Consider the following 17,428-nt stretch of genomic DNA (forward strand, 5'->3'; position numbering starts at 1 on the left):
AAGAAGCGGTGAGAGTGTCAGGCCCGGGGCGCGGCGGCGAGCGGCCACGGGCCGTCGAGCACGCGCTCGGTGCGGAAGTGACGGATCAGCCATGCCGGGCGGTCGGCGGCCGGCGCGAAATCGACGGTCAGCCGCGCGGCGATCAGCTCGGCCGTGCCGTCCGCGTAGCGCGACGCCTGCAGCATGATCCAGCGGCCGCGCGCGCGCGTGCGATCGTCGTCGACGTCGATCGATTCCGACGTCAGGAAATGCAGGTTCGCCGAGAAGTGTGGATCGGGCGGCAGATAACGATGCAGCATCGCGACGATCGCGGCCGTGCCTTCGAGGCGGCCGAACTTGTGCGCGTACTGCGGGCCGATGCCTTCCCACACGGCGTCGGCCGTGAAAAGGCCAGCGAGCCCCGGGCCGTCGCCGGCATCCTCGGGTACGTCGCACAGCGCCATGTAGCGCGTGATCGTCGCGCGCACCGCGCGCTCGGCTTCGAGCGTCGCCACGCGCTGCGCGAGCGCGTCGATCAGGCCGGGTGACAGGTCGGGCATCGCGCGCCTCACGACGCGGGGCGCGCGGTCGGCGGCACGGTCAGCGCGCGGCCGACCCGCGCCTCGATCTTGCCGTAGCGCCACAGGTTGTATTCGCCGACGGGCGTCGTGCGATAGAGGTTGCATACGGCGACGGTCGTATCGAAATCGGCGACGTCGGCCATGATGTAGAACGTCCACGGCGCGCCGTCGGCCTGGCCGACCACGAGGCGATCGTCGTCCATCACGCCGAGCACGCGCACGCCCGGCATCGCTTCGACGGCGGCGAGCATCGCACCGTACGCCTGCCACACTTCGCCGATCTTCTCGCGCGGCAGGTCGAAGAAGTTTTGCGACACGCCGCAGCAGAACAGCACGCGCAACGGCAGCGGATTCGAATCGGACATTTCAGGTTCTCCAGAGGAATCGGTCAGGCGCACGAGCGGGCCGGCGAGGGCACTTCGGCATCGGCTTCATGCGCGTTTAAAAAAGCGGCGCCGCTCGGCGCAGGTTACAGATAGCCGGGAAACGGCGTGACGCCGGTGAACACCGCGCCGGCGCCGTCGAAATTGCCTTCGGCGAGAAACGCATGCTGCGTGACGACCATCGCGTCGCGCAGTAGCCGCTGCAACGGATGTGACCGGTAGATCGCCGCCGTGCCGCCGAGGCGGTACGCGCGTTCGACGACGCTCGCACCCTCGCGTGCGATATGCGTGGCCGCGAGACGCAGCAGGCTGACCTGGTCGGGCGTCACGGGGTTGCCCGCGAGGATCGATTGCCAGACCGTGTCGGTCGCGTCGTAGAAGAACGCGCGCGCCGAGCGAAGCTGCGCTTCCGCCTTTGCGAGCTCGATGCGGAAATACGCGCGATCGGCGAGGCGCGGCGCACCGGTCGTCGTCTGGCGCCCGCCCGACATGCGGTTCGCGACGTCGAGCGCCGCGCGGCCGAGGCCGAGGTTGACGACGGCCAGCACCTGCGCCGCGTATGCGACGGTCGGATAGCGGTACAGCGGCTCGTCGACGGTCGGCTCGCCGCCGCGCACGAAGGTCCATGCTTCGGGCACGAAACGGTCGTTCACGCGCAGGTCGTGACTGCCGGTGCCCTGCATGCCGACCACGTTCCAGTTCTCGACGATCTCGACGTCGGCCGCGCGGAACACGGCCGTGCGCGGCTTGTTCGGCGCGGCGTCCTGCGCGCCCGGCACGGCGATGCCGACGCCGAGCCAGTCGGCACCCTTGCAGCCGCTCGCGAATTTCCACGTGCCGTTCACGCGCCAGCCGCCCGCTGCGGCTTGTGCGGGCTGCACCGGGAACAAGCCGCCCGCGAACACCTGGTCGGGGCCGCTCGCGTACAGCTCGGCCTGGGTTTCGAGCGGCAGCGCGGCGAGATAGACGTTCGCGGAGCCGAAGCTCGCGACCCACGCGGCCGAACCGTCGGCGGTCGCGATCCGCTCGATCATGTCGAGGAACGCGGTCGGCGCGAGTGCATCACCGCCGAAGCGACGCGGCGTGCCCGCGCGATAGATGCCGGCCTGCCTGAACAGCGCGATCACGTCGCGCGGCACGTGCGACAGGCGGTCGAATTCGTCGCGACGTGCGGCGACGGTTTCGATCACGGCGTCGAGCGGCGACAGCCGCCCGGCCGGGTCGCCCGCCACGGGCGGCGAAGTCGGTGCGGGATCGAGGGCGAGGGCGGCGTTGAGCATGGCTGTCTCCTGGGGCGGATTGGGGTTCGATTGCGGGGCGGCATGCGTGCTGTGCGGTTTTTCAATGCGAAGCACGACGATGCAACCAGTCTAGAAACGCCGAAAACACGCAGCAATTGGTGCGTTGGACCGCGCGACTGGTAACGCTCCGTGCCGCACTAAAGAAATCTTCAGATGCGGGCTGCGCGCGCCGGTGCTATGTTGGTCATCCGGCCGCGCGACGCCGCGCGCCTTCATCCGAATCCGATCATGAGTTTTCCCGACGAAGACGATTTCCACCGGCTGCTCGACGCGCTGACGACCTGCGTGCTGCTGCACGACGCGCACACGAAAGCGATCGTGTGGGCCAATCGCGCCGCGTGCATCGCGCTCGGTTTTTCCGTCGAGGAGCTGCTGCCGCTGAAGGCGCGGGACATGACGCGCCCCGAGCCGAAGTACCGGCGCGAGATCGGTGTCGGCGCGATGGATCGCGCGATGACCGACGGGCCGCAGGTGTACGAGTGGTGCTACCGGTCGCGCACCGGCGTCGACATGCTGTCGGAAGCGATCGCCACCTACGTGCCGTTGCACGGGCGCGATGTCGTGATGGTGCAGTTTCGCGACATCAGCGCGGAGGAAGCGATTCGCCAGCAACTGCGCCGCTACGAGGCGCGGCTGCGCGAGTTCATGCAGGATCTCGACGAAGGCGTCGCGGTCGTCACGCCGCACGGCGGCGCGCAGTTCATCAGCGAGTCGGGGCGCCGCGTGCTCGGGCTCGCGCCCGACGAAGCGCTCGGCGAAGTGCTCGACTACTGCACCGAGGCCGATCGCGACCGGCTCGTCGCGCAGTTGCGCGATGCGCCGTCTACATGCCCGTCCGAGCCGCAGCGCTACCGGATCGTGCGGCGCGACGGCTCGACGTGCTGGTTGCGCATCACGTGCCGGCAGGTCGAGATCGAAGGCGATCTCGACGGGCTGCTCGTGCAGTTCCGCGACGTCAGCGACGAAGTCGCGATCGAGGACGCGCGGCGCGCCGAAGCGCGGATGCTCGAATACGCAGGCCGCTACAACGCGATGGGCGAGATGGCGACCGTGATCGCGCACGAGCTGAGCCAGCCGCTCGCGGCCGTGCGCAACTTCATCGAGGGCGCGGTGCAGCGGCTGAACGGGCGCGGCAACGTGGACGACGCGATCTGGGGCCTGCGCAGCGCGGATCGCCAGGCCGAGCATGCGGCGCTGATCATCAAGAGCGTGCGCGAGTTCATCGTGAAGCGCGAGCCGGCCGTCGCGCTTGCCGACTTGCGCGACATCCTTGCCGACGTCGCGTATTTCATCGAGCTGCGCGCGAAGGAAGCCGGCGTGACGGTCGCGATCGTGCAGGCCGATGCGCCGCTGCCGATCCGCTGCGAGCGCGTATTGATCGGGCAGGTGATCCTGAATCTCGCGTTCAATGCGATCGAGGCGTTCGCCAGTTGCGAGCGCGTGCCGCGCACGCTGACGCTCGGCACCGCGAACGTGGATGGGTACGCGGAGCTGCGCGCGATCGACAACGGGCCGGGTATCGAGGAAGGCGCACACGACAGACTGTTCGACGGCTTCTCGTCGTCGAAGGCCGGCGGCAACGGCATCGGGCTGTCGCTGTGCAAGAGCATCGTGACGCGCCACGGCGGCCGGATCGGCGCGAGCCCGGCTAGTGGCGGCGGCCTCGACTGCCGCGTGACGCTGCCGCTCGCCGGCCAGCACGCATAGCGGCTTCGTCGTATCGCAGCGGCGCATCGACGCCCGACGTATCGACGCCCGACGCATCGTCAGCGCCCCAGCGCCCGCGCGGTCTGGCCGCCGATGCCGAAGTCGGTGTTCGGAATGTCCTTGATGATCACGCGCGTCGTCTGCAACGGCGCGTCGAGCACGTTCGCGCCGGCATCGGACAGCGCGGCGATCAGCGCGCGTTTCTGCGCATCGGTGCGCCCGGCGATCAGGATCGCGACGATCACGGGCAGCGACGGCGGCGCGCCGTCCGCGGCGCTGCGTCCGCCGAGGCCGATGTGCGTCGCGGGCAATTCGGTGAGCAGCACGCGCACGGATTCGATCGGCGCGCCGATCGCGTCGACGGTCGCGCCGGTCAGCCGCGCGATCAGTTCGGCCTTGCGTGCGTCGTCGTGGCCGGCTGGCAGGAAAACTTCGAGTGTGGGCATGGCGATCCGGAAAGGTGAAGGTTGCCGGTTCACCGTTGCACTTGCAGCGACGAACCGGCCACGGCTTACAGCAGGAAGCCGATCGCGCTGAGCGCTTCGGTCGAGTCGATCAGGCGCACGACTTTCTCGACGATTCGCATCTCGCCTTCGGCATCGACGTGCAGCCGGTGCGTGACGTCGGCCGCGAACAGCGTCGCGACGCCGCGCTTGTACGCGACGACGACCTGCGCGGATTTCAGCTCGACGGTCTCGGCGCTGCCGCTCTCCAGCGTGAAGCGCGACACGGTGCGTACCGTGCGCGCTGCGTCGGACGCCGATGCCGAATAGCCGGACAGCATCCGCTGCACGCGCTTTTCGCGCATGTCGTGGTCGTCGAACACGTAGTTCAGCGTGGCGGCGAAATCGGTCGCATCGGGATCGATCGGCACCACGTAGTGGCCGGCCGGGTCCCACAGGTCGAGCCACGCGCGATAGTCGCGGCGGTCCAGCATCTCGGCTTCGCGCCACACGAATTCGACCGCATGGGCGAAGGTCTGCTGCGAGAAAAGGGCGTTGCGGTCGTCCATCATGCTTGCTCCATCATCTTGCGCCATTGCTGGTAAGCCTCGCGCATGCCCGTTTCGTCGGTCGCATGCGCGGTCTTCTCGCCGTTCGCGGCGGTCGTCTCGCGGTTCAGCCCGCGGTTCACCAGGATCGGCACGTCGGGGCCCGCATGCGCGCCGCGCTGCACGCGCTCCCATGCTTCCGCGTCGTCGGGGCTGCCGAAACCGAACGGGCCCTGGAAGTGCTCATGGATGCGCAGCCGCTCGCGGTTCGCTTCGTCGGGGCCGCCGTCCATCGCGAGCGCGACGTGGCGGATCTCGGTTTCTTGCGCGGAGATCGGCCGCAGCACGCGGAAGAACGCCATCGACAGCGCGAGGTTCGGGAACAGGTTCAGGTTGAAGCCGACGCCCATCAGCGAGCGCACGATGCGACGCACTTCGTCCGGTGCGTGGCGTTCGGCGAGTTTCGCGGCGAGCGGCGCGAAGCGCTCGGGCAGCGGCGCGCCGTCGTCTTCGTCGAGGTCGATCAGCTCGGGCATCAAGACCGCGAGGCTGTGGCCGTTGCCGAGCCCGCGGCAGAACGCGTCCTCGCTCGTCATGAAGCTCGTGATCGCGGCGGCCGTCTCGTCGTCGATCGACTTCATCCACGACTTGTGCACGACCGGGAAGTGATAGAGGTCGGTGGTGTTCTCGAGCTGGATCTTCCAGTTGCCCTTGAACTTGAACTTGTGCTCGCCGTTCGCCTTGATCGGGTAGCCGGCGCCCTGCTTCATGAACAGGTCGATCCACGGCTTCGCGCCGCCGAGGAAATCCTCGAGCGGTTCGATGTCGTCGTTGAAGCTCGCGAAGATCAGCCCCTGGTACACGCCGACACGCAGCTTCACGAGCGGCAGGTCGCCTTTCTCGCACACGCCTTCGTAGCCGTCGCCGTACGGCAGCGCGCGCAGCGTGCCGTCGAGCGCGTACGACCAGCTGTGATACGGGCACGTGAAGCCCTTCGCGTTGCCCTTGTGCGATTCGCACACGGTCGCGCCGCGATGGCGGCAGCGGTTCTGCAGCACGTTGATCTCACCGGTCTTGTCGCGCACGACGATCACCGGCTGACGGCCGATCGTCGTCGTGATGAAGTCGCCCGGTTTCGGCAGCTCGCTCTCGTGCGCGACCCAGATCCAGGTGCGGTAGAAGATGCGGTCGAGCTCGGCTTCGAACAGCGCGGGATCGTGATACATCGCGGGCGCGATGCGGTCGGGCTGCGCGAAGTCGTGCAACGCGCGGGTGTCGATCGTCTGGTAGGGAATGTCGCTCATCGTCGTGTGGGGAAGGCGTCGCGAAATCGGGCCGCGCGGGGCGCGGTATCGAATGCCCAGTCTCGTCTTCCGCTAACTATCCGTCAAATTGATCTAAAATTGGCGGGTCAATAAATGCGGCAAATAATGGAGGCAACGATGACGTCGGTCGATCATCTCGATCTGAACCTGTTGCGCGTGTTCCAGGCGATCGTCGAGGAACGCAGCCTGACGAAAGCCGGCGAGCGGCTCGCGCTGTCGCAGCCGGCCGTCAGTTACTCGCTCGGCCGGCTGCGCACGCTGTTCGACGATCCGCTGTTCGTGCGCACGCGCTCGGGCATGCAGCCGACGCCCGTCGCGCTCGAACTCGCGAGCATCGTCGGCAAGGCGCTCGACATGGTGCGCGTGGCGCTGCGCTATGCGGAGCGCTTCGATCCGGCCACCAGCACGCGCACGTTCCGGCTGTCGCTGTCGGATGCGGGCGAGATGGCGTACCTGCCGGCGATCTGCAAAGTGCTGCGCGAGCGCGCGCCGCGCGTGACGCTGAGCGTGCAGCCGATGCCGGTGGAGGAGATCGAGGAAGCGCTGCGCGCGAGCCGGCTGGATTTCGCGATCGGCAACCTGCCGGAATTGATGCCGCGCACGCGTCACCAGGTGCTGTTCGAGGAAACCTACGTGTGCATGATGGGCCGCCGGCGCGGGTTGCCGGCCGGCGCCGCGCTGAGTCTCGAGCAGTTCGTGCGCGCCGCGCACGTCAACGTGAAATCGGTCGAGCACAGCCACCACGCGCTCGACGATGCGTTGCGCGCGCAGGGCGTGGGCCGCAACATTGCGCTCGAAGTGCCGCACTTCGTCGCGCTGCCGAGCGTGCTGTCGGTCACCGATCTGTATGCGACGCTGCCGAAGCGCCTCGCGCAGATCCTGAACCGCGACAACGCGTTTCGCCTCTACGAGCTGCCCGTCACGCTGCCGCCCGCGCCGGTGACGATGCACTGGCACGAGCACTTCCACGAGGACGAGGGCAACGCGTGGATGCGCGCGCTGCTGGCCGAGATCGTCGAGCGTTTCGACGACGCGTGACGGGCGGAATGCGCGCGGCTCGCGCCGCGCGCGTCGGATGCTTCAGAGATCGAGGACGAGCACCGCCGAGCGCGCACGCGACACGCAGCAGCAGATCACCGTGTTGCTCGCGCGTTCGGCTTTGCTCAGGCAGTGATCGCGATGATCGGGCTCGCCATCGACGACCGGCACCATGCAGGTGCCGCACACACCTTCGCCGCATGACGTATCGACCTCGATGCCGATGCGCGCGAGCGCGTCGACGATCGACGTGTCGGGCGTGACGCGCACCGATTGCCCGCTGCGTTGCAGACGCACTTCGAAGCCGTCGGCTGCGCCGGTGCCTGCATCGGCAACGGCCGGTTCCGCGGCGAAGCGCTCGAGATGGATCGAATCGTCGGGAATGCGCGTCGCGGCTGCCGCGACGACCGCGTCCATGAACGGTGCCGGGCCGCATGTATAGACATGCGCGTGCGTATCGATCGACTCGACGCACCGGCCGAGTTCAACCGCGAGCGCATCGGGCTCGATGCCGAAATGAAACGTCACGTGCGACGCAAACGGCTCGGCCGACAACTCGTCGACGAACGCCGCATGTTCGCGGCTGCGCGCGAAGTAATGCAATCGGTAGCGCGCGCCGCGCCGGTGCAGCGCATACGCCATCGACAGCAGCGGCGTGATGCCGATGCCGGCTGCGATCAGCACGTGCTCGCTTGCGTCATCCGTCAGACGAAACAGGTTGCGCGGCGCGCCGATCGACAGCTCGGCGCCGATTGTCACGTCGTCGTGCAGCGAGCGCGAGCCGCCGCGCGACTGCGCTTCCTTCTTCACCGCGAACAGGTAGCTGCCGCGCTCGTCGGGGTTGCCGCACAACGAGTATTGCCGCGTGATGCCGGACGGCGCGGTGACGTCGATATGGGCGCCCGGTTCGTACGCGTCGAACGGCTGGCCGTCGACGCGCGAAACCCGGAAACAGCGGATGTCCTGCGCCGCGTCGATCAGCGCGTCGATCCGGACCTGGTGGCGGTTCGCTTGCATGGGAAATTCCGTGGGGTAAGAGGACAGCAGCGCGGCGGGCACCGCGCCATCATGCGATCGAGAATAGGGACGGGCATCGCATAAATCAAATCGATAAAAAAACGATTCCTTAATCAGTCGCATGGATAATTCCAGGTAGACCGCTTGTGGTCGGCACACGGCGATCGTGCCGGCAGCACCGTCATCCCGCGTCGCCGCGCCCGACGTTCTCAGGCGCGACACGCGTCTCGCGCATCACGCACAGCGTCGCGACCGTCACGAGCCCGAGCGCGACGAGGAACAGCGACACCGGCCATGACGCGTGATAGCGCGCGAGCAACGCGGTCGCGATCAGCGGCGACATCCCGCCCGCGAAGATCGATGCGACTTCATGCCCGAGCGCGACGCCCGAATAACGCACCTCGGTGCTGAACAGCTCGCCGACGAGCGCGGGCAGCGTGCCGATCATCGCGCCGTGACTGACGGCCGTGCCGACCGTGAGCGCGAGCCACACGAGCGGCGTCACGCGCGTGTCGAGCAGCCAGAAGAACGGGAACGCGCACGCGACGAGGCTCAACGCGCCGATCAGGTACACGGGCTTGCGGCCGATCCGGTCGGACAGCCGGCCCCACGCGAGCATCGCGCCCATCTCGACGATCATCGCGATCATCACGCCGGTGAGCATCACGCCGTTCGGGATACCGACATATTTGCCGTAGACGAGCGAGAACGCGAGGAAGATGTATGCGCCGCCGTTCTCGGCCACGCGCAGCCCCATCGCGAGCAGGATTTCCTTCGGGTGGCGGCGGATGCATTCGACGATCGGCAAGTGCGTGTGCTGCCCGCGCTTGCCGGCCTGCTCGAAGTCGCGGCTTTCCGGCAGATGGCGGCGGATATAGATGCCGATCGCGAAGATGAGGATGCTCGCGAGGAACGGCAGCCGCCAGCCCCACGCGCGGAACGCATCGTCCGGCAGCGCCTGCGCGGCGAGAAACGCGGCGGACGACAGCACGAAGCCGCCGCCCACGCCGAGCTGGCTCCACGCCGCGTAGCAGCCGCGCTGTTCGGGCGGCGCGTTCTCGCTGATCATCAGCACGCCGCCGCCCCATTCGCCGCCGGACGCGACGCCTTGCAGCAGGCGCAGTGCAACGAGCGCGGCCGGCGCCCAGATGCCGGCCTGCGCGTAGGTCGGCAGCAGGCCGATCGCGAAGGTCGATGCACCCATGATCAGCAGCGTCCATACGAGCGACGCCTTGCGCCCGTAGCGGTCGCCGACGTGGCCGAACACGATCCCGCCGAGCGGCCGCGCGACGAAGCCGAGCGCGAAGGCCGCGAATGCGGCTAGGCTGCCCGCGAGCGGCGACGCGCCGGGCGGAAAGAACACGTGGCCGAACACGAGCGCGGCGGCTGTGCCGTACACGAAAAAGTCGTACCACTCCATCGCGTTGCCGGCGACGGAGGCGATGACGATCCGGCGCAGTTGCCGGTCGGCGAGCGGCCGGGCGGCGCTCGGGGATTGCACGGTGTCGGTCGGGTACATGGCGGACTCTGAAGGGGAGGCGGGCGCGTGCCGTCTCGAGACAGGTGCGGCACTGCGGGCTAGTTTTGCCGCCGTCGCTGGCCCCGGTCAAATCCGCAGAAAAAAGGGAGTGTCATCACTCCCGCAAATGATGGTGCGATGAGCGCGCGGCTATTTCACGCGCGCCTGAAGGAGTGCGACGATCCGCTGCACCAGCGGCGGCAGGTACGCACCCGCCCGATGCATCGCGGCGATGCGCCGCCCCAGATCGAGTTCGCCGGGCAGCAGGTCGAGCGCACGCAATCCGTTCAACTGATCGAGCGCCTCGGTCCCGCCGACGCACAGCAGCGGCGTGCCGCGCAGCAGGTGCAGCAGCGCCGTGCTGCCGAAATCCGTTTCGACACGCAGGCGCGGGCCGGGCAGGCCGCGCGCGCGAAACGCGTCGTCGATCTGGCGCCGCACGGGCAGCGTCGTTTCGGGCAGCAGCCATTCCTGGCCGACGAGATCGGCGAGCGTCAGGCCGCGCTTGCGCTGCAGCGGATGCGCGTCGTCGGCGAGCACCGACAGGCGATCACGAAACAGTTCGACGAGCGCGAGCGTCGCGTCCGCTTGCGGCGGCGCGGGCGCCACGACGAGGTCGAGTTCGCCGGCCGCGAGCAGGTCGAGCAGGTCGCGCGCGAGCCGGCAGCGCAGCCGCAGTTTCGCGGCCGGTCGTTCGGTGATCAGTTGCCGGCATGCGCCGAGCACGAGCGCGGTCGGCACGGTCGGCGAGTAGCCGATCCGCACGACGCCTTGCTCGCCGCCCTGGATCGCGCGCATCTCCTGCATCGCATCGTCGAATTCGAGCGCGATCCGCTGCGCGCGCGCGACGAACCGCGCGCCGGCCTGCGTCGGCGTCATGCCGCTCGCGGTGCGTTCGAACAAGGTCACGCCGACCTGCGTCTCCAGCCGCTGCACGGCTTTGGTCAGCGCCGGCTGCGACAGGCCCAGCGCGTCGGCGGCCTTGCCGATGCTGCCGTGCCGCTCGACGGCCAGCAGGTATTCCAGATCGCGCGTATCCATCAGGGGATTCCTGAGAGTTATGGCTTTATAGCCGGTGATGCATTGTGGTGATGCCCATGCATCTTACAGACTGGCGGCATCGTTCGACCAGGAGAATTCGCTTGAGCTTCGCCTACTTCCTGCGGCGCGCGGCCCGTTACTGGGGCGACCAGCCCGCCGTGCTGCATCGCGACCGCGCCGTCACCTACCGTCAGCTCGACGAGCGTTCGACGCGCCTCGCCAATGCGCTGCGCGGGCTGGGTTTCATGCCCGGTGCGCGGATTGCCGTGCAGGCGCGCAACAGCATCGAGCTCGTCGAGATCGAATGCGCGCTGTACAAGGCCGGCCTCGTCAAGGCCGCGCTGAACCCGCGTTTCACCGCGGCCGAGGCGGCCGACGTCGTCGGCAACTGCACGCCCGTCGCGTTCATCGGCGGCCGCGGCTATGCGCATTACTCGCCGGATTCACCGGGCTTCGCGTCGGTGGAGCGATTCGTATCGATCGACGGCGTGACCGACGGCTACCTCGACTACGCAACGCTGCTCGCGCAGGGCAGCGGCACGATGCCCGACTACGCGCCGACGGCCGACGATCTCGCGGTGCTGCATTTTTCGTCGGGCTCGACGGGGCGCATCAAGGCCGCGATGCAGAGCTACGGCAACCGGCTTGCGTCGCTGCGCAAGATCGTGCTGGGGATGGACCGCCACGCGCAGCCCGGCGACCGGCTCGCGCTGATCGGGCCGATCACGCACGCGTCGGGGATGCTGATGCAGCCGTACCTGTTCTGCGGCGCGACGCTCGTGCTGTTCGATGCGTTCGAGCCCGCGCATTTCCTCGCCGAAGTGGCGCGGTTGCGCATCACGCACGCGTTCATGGTGCCGGCGATGATCAACATGGTGCTGAACGAGCCTGACCTCGGGCACGCCGACCTGCGCAGTCTGAAGGTGCTGGGCTACGGCGCGGCGCCGATGGCGCCCGCGCGTATCGAGGAGGCGTGGTCGCGCATCGGCCCGGTGCTGTCGCAGGGCTATGGCGCGAGCGAATCGACGTCGGGCGTCACGCGCCTCGGCATCGCCGATCACGCGCACGCGTTGCTGTCCGATCATGCGCGGCTCGCGTCGTGCGGCCGGCCGCTCGGCGAAACGGAAGTGCGCGTCGTCGACGCGACCGGTCGCGAAGTCGAACGCGATGCGATCGGCGAGATCGTGATTCGCGGCGCGGACGTGTTCCAGGGTTACTGGAATGCGCCGGAGCTGACGCGTGAAGTACTGGTCGACGGCTGGCTGCATACGGGCGATCTCGCGCGCACCGACGACGAAGGCTTCATCTACCTCGTCGACCGCAAGAACGACATGATCATTTCGGGCGGCTTCAATGTGTACCCGACGGAAGTCGAGGCGACGCTTTATCGGCACGCGGACGTGCTCGAGGCGTGCGTTGTCGGCGTGCCCGATGAAAAGTGGGGCGAGGCCGTGAAGGCCATCGTCGTGCTGAAGCCCGGCCGCGACGCTCAGGCGGCCGATCTCGTCGCGCACTGCCGCGCGCTGCTCGCCGACTACAAGCTGCCGCGCTCCGTCGATTTCGTCGCGGAGCTGCCGAAGAACGCCAGCGGCAAGATCGCCCGCAAGCTCGTACGCGAGCAGTACTGGCACGGCGTCGCGCGCCGCGTCAACTGAAGGAGACACCCCCATGTTCGATCATCTGAATCGCCCCGAATTTGTCACGCTGCGTGCGGACGTGCTGCGCTTCGTCGACGACGAACTGCGCCCGATCGAGCGCGAGCTGCGGCTCGACGCCGAAAGCGTGTGGCCGCGCGACGTGCTGCGCCGCGTGTGGCGGCGTTCGGCCGAACTCGGCTTTTACACTGCGAGCCTGCCCGTCGCGCTGGGCGGCAAGGGCCTGTCGATCGTCGAGACCTGCGCGCTGAAGGCCGACCTGGCCGCATCGGGCGCGGCGCTCGCGCCGCACGTGCTCGGCGAACTGGGCGGGCCGCCGCGCGTCGGCAACATGCTGAAGTACGCGACGCCTGCGCAGCTCGAGCGCTATTTCAAGCCGGTGATGCGCGGCGAGAAGTCGACCTGCTTCGCGCTGACCGAGCCGCATTCGGGTTCCGACGCGATGAGCATCAGCACGAGCGCGGTCGAGGATGGCGACTCGCTCGTCATCAACGGCACGAAGCACTACATCAGCGGCGCACCGTTCGCCGATTTCGCGATCGTGATGTGCGTGACCGACCCGGCCGCGACGCCGCCGCAGATCACGGCGGTGCTCGTCGATCTCGACCTGCCGGGCGTCACCGTCGAGCACGAATACGTGCCGATGTCGGGCCAGCACATCGACGCGGACATCCGTTTCGACAACGTGCGCGTGCCGCGCGAGAACGTGTTCGGCGGCGTCGGCAACGGCTTCAAGCTCGGCATGTCGCGGATCAACGTGAACCGGCTGCTGCATTGCCCGACGATGCTCGGCCTCGCGATGTCGGCGTATCGCGCGTCGCTCGACTATGCGCGCACGCGCCGGCAGTTCGGCGGCCCGATCGCGCGCTTCCAGGCGATCCAGCACATGCTCGCCGACATGGCCGCCGCGCTGTGGGCATGCGAGAGCATGATCGCGCACACGGCCATGCTCGCCGACGCGGGCGCGGACCTGCGCATGGCGGCGGCCGCGTGCAAGCTGTTCGTGTCGGAACGCTGCTTCGAGGTTGCGGACAAGGCCGTGCAGATTCACGGCAACGTCGGCGTGACGCGCGGCCATCCGGTCGAGCAGACCTTCCGCAAGCTGCGGATGTTCCGAATCCTGACCGGCACCAGCGAGATTCAGCGCAACACGATCGCGAAGGCGATTCTCGACCCGGCCGGCGCGGGGGCGTGAGCGATGACGATCGATACTCCGCGTAACGACGAATCGCCGCAACAGCATGCGAAACCAGCATGGTCGTGCCTGAACGACGTGACGATCCTGGACGTGAGCCAGTTGCTGCCGGGCCCGCATGCGTGCGCGCTGCTTCGGCAACTCGGCGCCGACGTCGTGAAGATCGAGCCGCCGCTGACCGGTGACGCGTCGCGTCTGCTCGGCGATGCCGTGTTCGCGCAATTCAATCGCGGCAAGCGTTCGGTCGCGCTCGACCTGAAGGCGCCGGCGGATCGCGACCGTTTTCTCGAACTCGTGCGCCGTGCCGATGCGGTCGTCGAAGGTTTTCGGCCCGGCGTGATGGCGCGTCTCGGGATCGGTTACGACACGCTCGCGCGCATCAACCCCCGCATCGTGATGTGCTCGATTTCGGGCTACGGACAGGACGGCCCGAATGCGGCGCGCCCCGGCCACGATCTGAATTTCCTGGCGGAAGCGGGCTTCTGGGCGATTCCGGCGCAGGTCGACGACGTGGTCGGCCGGCCGCGCGTACGGCTCGCGGACTACGCGGCCGCGATGCATGCGGCGCTGTCGCTGTCGGTGGCCGTAATGAGCGCGCGCGCGAACGGCCACGGGCAACACCTCGACGTGTCGATCCACGATGCGACGCTCGCGTGGACGGCGCCCGCGGCATGGGCGTCGCGCGCGCATCGCGCAGCGCCGTCCGATGCGCCCTGGGTGATGCCCGACAACGACCTGTTCGAAACGGCGGACGGCCGCCATCTTGCGCTCGGCATCCTCGAGGACAAGTTCTGGATGACGCTGGGCGATGCGCTGGGCGACGCGTTCCCTGCCTTGCGCGATCTGCGTTTCGCCCGTCGCGCCGGGCGGCAACAGCACAAGTGCGAGATCAGCGAACTGCTGAAGTCGGTGTTCGCGAGCCGCACGCTGGCGGAATGGATGCACGTGCTGCGCGGGTTCGATTTGCCGGTGTCGCCGCTACTCGGCCCGGACGAACTGTTCGCCGATCCGCACGTGCGCGCGCGCGGCGTCGCGCACGAGATCGATGGCGCGCTCGCCGTGCGCTTTCCGGTGAAGTTCTCGCTGGGGCTGCCGGACGGCGACGAGCACGTGCCGCATCTCGGCGAGCACGACGCGTAGCGGCCGCGTACGACGGCCCATACAAAGACAACACGGAGACACGGATGACGACAGGCGACACGCAGTACCGCCCGGCACGCGCATGGTCGATCGCGATCATGCTCGCGCTGATGATGCTGGTGAATTTTCTCGACAAGGTCGCGCTCGGGCTCGTATCGGTGCCGATGATGCGCGACCTGCATCTGACGCCGGCGCAGTTCGGGCTGGTCGGCGGCAGCCTGAACTGGCTGTTCGCGATTTCGGCCGTCGCCGGCGGAATCGCGGCGAATCGCAGGCCCGCCAAGTGGCTGCTGTTCGGCATGGCGGCCGCGTGGTCGGCGCTGCAGTTGCCGATGCTCTTCGCCGGATCGATCTGGGTCGTGATCGCGTGCCGCGTGCTGCTGGGCGCGGGAGAAGGGCCCGCGTCGCCGGTCGCGACCCACGCGATCTACAAATGGTTTCCGGACACGCGCCGCAACCTGCCGGTCGCGCTGCTGCATCAGGGCAGCGCGCTCGGCCTCCTGATCGCGGGCCTGACGATTCCGGTCGTGACCACGCATTGGGGCTGGCGCGCGAACTTCGCGATGCTCGCGCTGCTCGGCGCGGCCTGGTGCGTTGTATGGGCCGTGTACGGCGAGGAAGGCCCGCTGACGCATACGGCGCGTACTGCGCGTGCCGCTGACGGCGAGCGCATGCCGTACGGGCTGCTCCTGACCGACCGCACCGTGTTCGGCAATTTCTTCGGGCATTTCGCGGCGAACTGGATTCTCGCGATGACGCTCACGTGGATGCCGGCTTACCTGCAACTCGGGCTCGGCTTCCAGCCGCATGCGGCCGGCCGCCTGTTCGCGCTGTTCGTGGCCGTCACATCGCCGCTGAGCCTCGGGCTTGCGTGGCTGTCGCAGGCGCTGCTCGCACGCGGCGTGCCGTCGCGCTACGGGCGTGGCGTGTTCGTCGCGGCGACGCTCGCGATCGCCGGGTTGCTGCTGGCGGCGCTCGCGGTGCCGGGCCTGCCGCGCGCAATGAAGCTCGCGATGCTGACGGTCGGCAGCGGCATGACGTTGACGATGTACTCGATCGGCCCCGCGATGCTCGCCGAAGTGACACCCGATGCGCAGCGCGGCGGCGTGCTCGCGATCAGCAACGCATTCGCATCGCTTGCCGGCCTCGGTGCCCCGATCGTCACCGGGCTGCTGATCGAGGCGAGCGGCGCGTCGACGGCGCGCGGCTTCGAGCAGGCATGCCTCGTCTGCGGCGCGGTGCTCGTGCTGTGCGGGGTGCTCGGCGCGTGGTGGCTCGATCCGCAGCGTTCGCAGCGGCGCCTGGCGCACGCGGTGCAGCGCGGGCAGGCCGCGATCGGTGCGTCGGGCGGCTGACACGCGCGGCGGCGCGATGTGTCACGCCATCCCAGCTTTGAAAAATCCTGATTGAAGTAGTGCGGTTGGAAGAAGGGAAGCGATTCAACAAAACGGAGGAGACAGATGAAGAAGATGGTGGCGGCGGCGCTGATCGGCGCGCTTTCGGGGGCCGCGCACGCGCAGTCCAGTGTGACGCTGTTCGGCCGGATCGGCGGCGGCGTGCGCTGGGTCAACGGGTTGCCGGGTGGCAGTCAGGTCGGCTTCAACAACAACATCATCGCGGGCAACGAGTTCGGCATTCGCGGCAAGGAGGATCTCGGCGGCGGGCTGAAGGCGCTGTTCGTGCTCGACAGTGCGTTCAACAGCGGCACCGGCGCGGTGAAGACGGCCGGCACGCTGTTTTCGCAGGCGGCGTACGTCGGCCTGTCGGGCGATTTCGGGCGTGTGACGCTCGGCCGCCAGTTCAATGCGGCCGAGGATCTCGGCATCGCGCTCGATCCGCTCGGCGGTCGCGGACAGTCGCTCTCGGTCGAGCCGGGCGTGCTGTTCGACGGCAACTTCTTCACGCTCGATTCTCGTTTCAACAACACGATCAAGTATCTCGGGCAGGCCGGCGGGCTGCGGGTCGGCGCGAGCTATTCGCCGGGCGGCGTCGCGGGCGCGTCGCGTGCGGGCACCAGCTATTCGGTAGCCGCGATGTATACGCTGGCCGATCTGATGGGTGGCGCGTCGTATGCGAAAACGTACAGCCCGGACGGCACGCAGTCGGCGCAGACGATCCAGGCGGGCGGCACGCTGCAGCTCGGCCGCGCACGCTTCTACGCGAGCTATGCGTCGCTGAACGTGACCGCGAACAAGGCCGGTGCGCCGTCGCGGCGCGACGACATCCCGTCGTTCGGCGTCGTCGTGCAGCCGGTGCCGTCGGTGCAGTTGAGCGCGGCCGCGTTCTACGACCGGGCGCGCAATCTCGGCAATGCGTCGGGCGCGGATGGTCACAAGCTGACGACCTATGCGATCGCCGAGTACTTCCTGTCGAAGCGCACCGAGCTGTATGCCGAAGTCGATCGCAACGGGATGACCGGCGCATACATGCGCGACCCGGCGACGATCGCGGCGTTGAACCTGCGGCGCGGCGCGAGCGCGACGACCGGCGTGTCGATCGGCCTGATGACGCAGTTCTGAGGTTTTCTTCAATGGCTTTTTCCGGAGTGTGATTCGA

16 protein-coding genes are annotated in these 17,428 nt (G+C 68.3%); 7 read left to right on the plus strand and 9 right to left on the minus strand.

Annotated elements, in window-relative coordinates:
* Nucleotides 1–17: 17 nt before the first annotated feature.
* The 3 genes from BBJ41_RS30845 to BBJ41_RS30855 form a co-directional block, all read right to left on the minus strand.
* Nucleotides 18–539, minus strand: coding sequence for a nuclear transport factor 2 family protein (locus tag BBJ41_RS30845; RefSeq protein ID WP_069749947.1), 522 nt, complete (start codon nucleotides 537–539; stop codon nucleotides 18–20).
* A gap of 8 nt (nucleotides 540–547) precedes the next feature.
* Nucleotides 548–925 (minus strand): hypothetical protein, encoded by a 378-nt coding sequence (locus BBJ41_RS30850; RefSeq protein ID WP_069749948.1) that lies wholly within the window; start codon nucleotides 923–925, stop codon nucleotides 548–550.
* A gap of 104 nt (nucleotides 926–1,029) precedes the next feature.
* A complete protein-coding gene (locus BBJ41_RS30855) occupies nucleotides 1,030–2,223 on the minus strand; it encodes an acyl-CoA dehydrogenase family protein (protein WP_069749949.1) in 1,194 nt (397 codons plus the stop codon).
* A 174-nt stretch (nucleotides 2,224–2,397) separates the two neighbouring features.
* On the opposite strand from BBJ41_RS30855, the gene BBJ41_RS30860 reads away from it, so the two are divergent.
* Nucleotides 2,398–3,951 (plus strand): sensor histidine kinase, encoded by a 1,554-nt coding sequence (locus tag BBJ41_RS30860; RefSeq protein WP_069749950.1) that lies wholly within the window; start codon nucleotides 2,398–2,400, stop codon nucleotides 3,949–3,951.
* Between the two features lie 59 nt (nucleotides 3,952–4,010).
* On the opposite strand, the gene BBJ41_RS30865 is transcribed toward BBJ41_RS30860, so the two are convergent.
* The 3 genes from BBJ41_RS30865 to BBJ41_RS30875 form a co-directional block, all read right to left on the minus strand.
* Nucleotides 4,011–4,397 carry a tautomerase family protein gene (locus BBJ41_RS30865; protein WP_069749951.1) on the minus strand — a complete coding sequence of 129 codons (387 nt, stop codon included), beginning with the start codon at nucleotides 4,395–4,397 and terminating at the stop codon, nucleotides 4,011–4,013.
* A gap of 65 nt (nucleotides 4,398–4,462) precedes the next feature.
* Nucleotides 4,463–4,966 (minus strand): aromatic-ring-hydroxylating dioxygenase subunit beta, encoded by a 504-nt coding sequence (locus tag BBJ41_RS30870; protein WP_069749952.1) that lies wholly within the window; start codon nucleotides 4,964–4,966, stop codon nucleotides 4,463–4,465.
* On the minus strand, nucleotides 4,963–6,246 hold the full coding sequence (locus tag BBJ41_RS30875; protein WP_069749953.1) for an aromatic ring-hydroxylating oxygenase subunit alpha: 1,284 nt from the start codon (nucleotides 6,244–6,246) through the stop codon (nucleotides 4,963–4,965). Before BBJ41_RS30875 ends, BBJ41_RS30870 begins: the two co-directional genes overlap by 4 nt.
* A 138-nt stretch (nucleotides 6,247–6,384) precedes the next feature.
* On the opposite strand from BBJ41_RS30875, the gene BBJ41_RS30880 reads away from it, so the two are divergent.
* Complete coding sequence (locus tag BBJ41_RS30880; RefSeq protein ID WP_069750452.1) at nucleotides 6,385–7,305, plus strand: LysR family transcriptional regulator; 921 nt, start codon at nucleotides 6,385–6,387, stop codon at nucleotides 7,303–7,305.
* 42 nt (nucleotides 7,306–7,347) lie between these two features.
* Here BBJ41_RS30880 and BBJ41_RS30885 read toward each other — a convergent pair whose 3' ends face one another.
* The 3 genes from BBJ41_RS30885 to BBJ41_RS30895 form a co-directional block, all read right to left on the minus strand.
* Nucleotides 7,348–8,322, minus strand: a complete 975-nt coding sequence (locus BBJ41_RS30885; protein WP_069749954.1) for a PDR/VanB family oxidoreductase — start codon at nucleotides 8,320–8,322, stop codon at nucleotides 7,348–7,350.
* A 181-nt stretch (nucleotides 8,323–8,503) separates the two neighbouring features.
* Entirely contained in the window at nucleotides 8,504–9,841 is a 1,338-nt protein-coding gene (locus BBJ41_RS30890) for an MFS transporter (RefSeq protein WP_069749955.1), read from the minus strand.
* A gap of 150 nt (nucleotides 9,842–9,991) precedes the next feature.
* Nucleotides 9,992–10,882, minus strand: a complete 891-nt coding sequence (locus BBJ41_RS30895; protein WP_069749956.1) for a LysR family transcriptional regulator — start codon at nucleotides 10,880–10,882, stop codon at nucleotides 9,992–9,994.
* A 101-nt stretch (nucleotides 10,883–10,983) separates the two neighbouring features.
* Here BBJ41_RS30895 and BBJ41_RS30900 point away from each other — a divergent pair, with 101 nt between their 5' ends.
* The 5 genes from BBJ41_RS30900 to BBJ41_RS30920 all read left to right on the plus strand — a co-directional run bounded on the left by BBJ41_RS30900 (nucleotide 10,984) and on the right by BBJ41_RS30920 (nucleotide 17,391).
* On the plus strand, nucleotides 10,984–12,537 hold the full coding sequence (locus BBJ41_RS30900) for an AMP-binding protein (protein ID WP_069749957.1): 1,554 nt from the start codon (nucleotides 10,984–10,986) through the stop codon (nucleotides 12,535–12,537).
* A 13-nt stretch (nucleotides 12,538–12,550) separates the two neighbouring features.
* Nucleotides 12,551–13,732 (plus strand): acyl-CoA dehydrogenase family protein, encoded by a 1,182-nt coding sequence (locus tag BBJ41_RS30905; protein WP_069749958.1) that lies wholly within the window; start codon nucleotides 12,551–12,553, stop codon nucleotides 13,730–13,732.
* A 3-nt stretch (nucleotides 13,733–13,735) separates the two neighbouring features.
* The gene (locus BBJ41_RS30910) at nucleotides 13,736–14,872 is read left to right on the plus strand and encodes a CaiB/BaiF CoA transferase family protein (RefSeq protein WP_069749959.1); all 1,137 of its coding nucleotides are present in this window, start codon (nucleotides 13,736–13,738) and stop codon (nucleotides 14,870–14,872) included.
* 44 nt (nucleotides 14,873–14,916) lie between these two features.
* On the plus strand, nucleotides 14,917–16,227 hold the full coding sequence (locus BBJ41_RS30915; RefSeq protein WP_069749960.1) for an MFS transporter: 1,311 nt from the start codon (nucleotides 14,917–14,919) through the stop codon (nucleotides 16,225–16,227).
* Between the two features lie 105 nt (nucleotides 16,228–16,332).
* Nucleotides 16,333–17,391 (plus strand): porin, encoded by a 1,059-nt coding sequence (locus BBJ41_RS30920; protein WP_069749961.1) that lies wholly within the window; start codon nucleotides 16,333–16,335, stop codon nucleotides 17,389–17,391.
* Nucleotides 17,392–17,428: the final 37 nt, after the last annotated feature.

Source organism: Burkholderia stabilis, assembly GCF_001742165.1.
Taxonomy (GTDB): Bacteria; Pseudomonadota; Gammaproteobacteria; order Burkholderiales; family Burkholderiaceae; genus Burkholderia; species Burkholderia stabilis.

What these genes read in the sequence shown, in the direction of transcription:
- BBJ41_RS30920 (WP_069749961.1), top strand. Translation starts at nt 16,333, where the DNA reads ATGAAGAAGATGGTGGCGGCGGCGCTGATCGGCGCGCTTTCGGGGGCC.
- BBJ41_RS30915 (WP_069749960.1), top strand. Translation starts at nt 14,917, where the DNA reads ATGACGACAGGCGACACGCAGTACCGCCCGGCACGCGCATGGTCGATC.
- BBJ41_RS30880 (WP_069750452.1), top strand. Translation starts at nt 6,385, where the DNA reads ATGACGTCGGTCGATCATCTCGATCTGAACCTGTTGCGCGTGTTCCAG.
- BBJ41_RS30860 (WP_069749950.1), top strand. Translation starts at nt 2,398, where the DNA reads ATGCGGGCTGCGCGCGCCGGTGCTATGTTGGTCATCCGGCCGCGCGAC.
- BBJ41_RS30845 (WP_069749947.1), bottom strand. Translation starts at nt 539, where the DNA reads ATGCCCGACCTGTCACCCGGCCTGATCGACGCGCTCGCGCAGCGCGTG.
- BBJ41_RS30905 (WP_069749958.1), top strand. Translation starts at nt 12,551, where the DNA reads ATGTTCGATCATCTGAATCGCCCCGAATTTGTCACGCTGCGTGCGGAC.
- BBJ41_RS30865 (WP_069749951.1), bottom strand. Translation starts at nt 4,397, where the DNA reads ATGCCCACACTCGAAGTTTTCCTGCCAGCCGGCCACGACGACGCACGC.
- BBJ41_RS30850 (WP_069749948.1), bottom strand. Translation starts at nt 925, where the DNA reads ATGTCCGATTCGAATCCGCTGCCGTTGCGCGTGCTGTTCTGCTGCGGC.
- BBJ41_RS30855 (WP_069749949.1), bottom strand. Translation starts at nt 2,223, where the DNA reads ATGCTCAACGCCGCCCTCGCCCTCGATCCCGCACCGACTTCGCCGCCC.
- BBJ41_RS30890 (WP_069749955.1), bottom strand. Translation starts at nt 9,841, where the DNA reads ATGTACCCGACCGACACCGTGCAATCCCCGAGCGCCGCCCGGCCGCTC.
- BBJ41_RS30875 (WP_069749953.1), bottom strand. Translation starts at nt 6,246, where the DNA reads ATGAGCGACATTCCCTACCAGACGATCGACACCCGCGCGTTGCACGAC.
- BBJ41_RS30885 (WP_069749954.1), bottom strand. Translation starts at nt 8,322, where the DNA reads ATGCAAGCGAACCGCCACCAGGTCCGGATCGACGCGCTGATCGACGCG.
- BBJ41_RS30910 (WP_069749959.1), top strand. Translation starts at nt 13,736, where the DNA reads ATGACGATCGATACTCCGCGTAACGACGAATCGCCGCAACAGCATGCG.
- BBJ41_RS30870 (WP_069749952.1), bottom strand. Translation starts at nt 4,966, where the DNA reads ATGATGGACGACCGCAACGCCCTTTTCTCGCAGCAGACCTTCGCCCAT.
- BBJ41_RS30895 (WP_069749956.1), bottom strand. Translation starts at nt 10,882, where the DNA reads ATGGATACGCGCGATCTGGAATACCTGCTGGCCGTCGAGCGGCACGGC.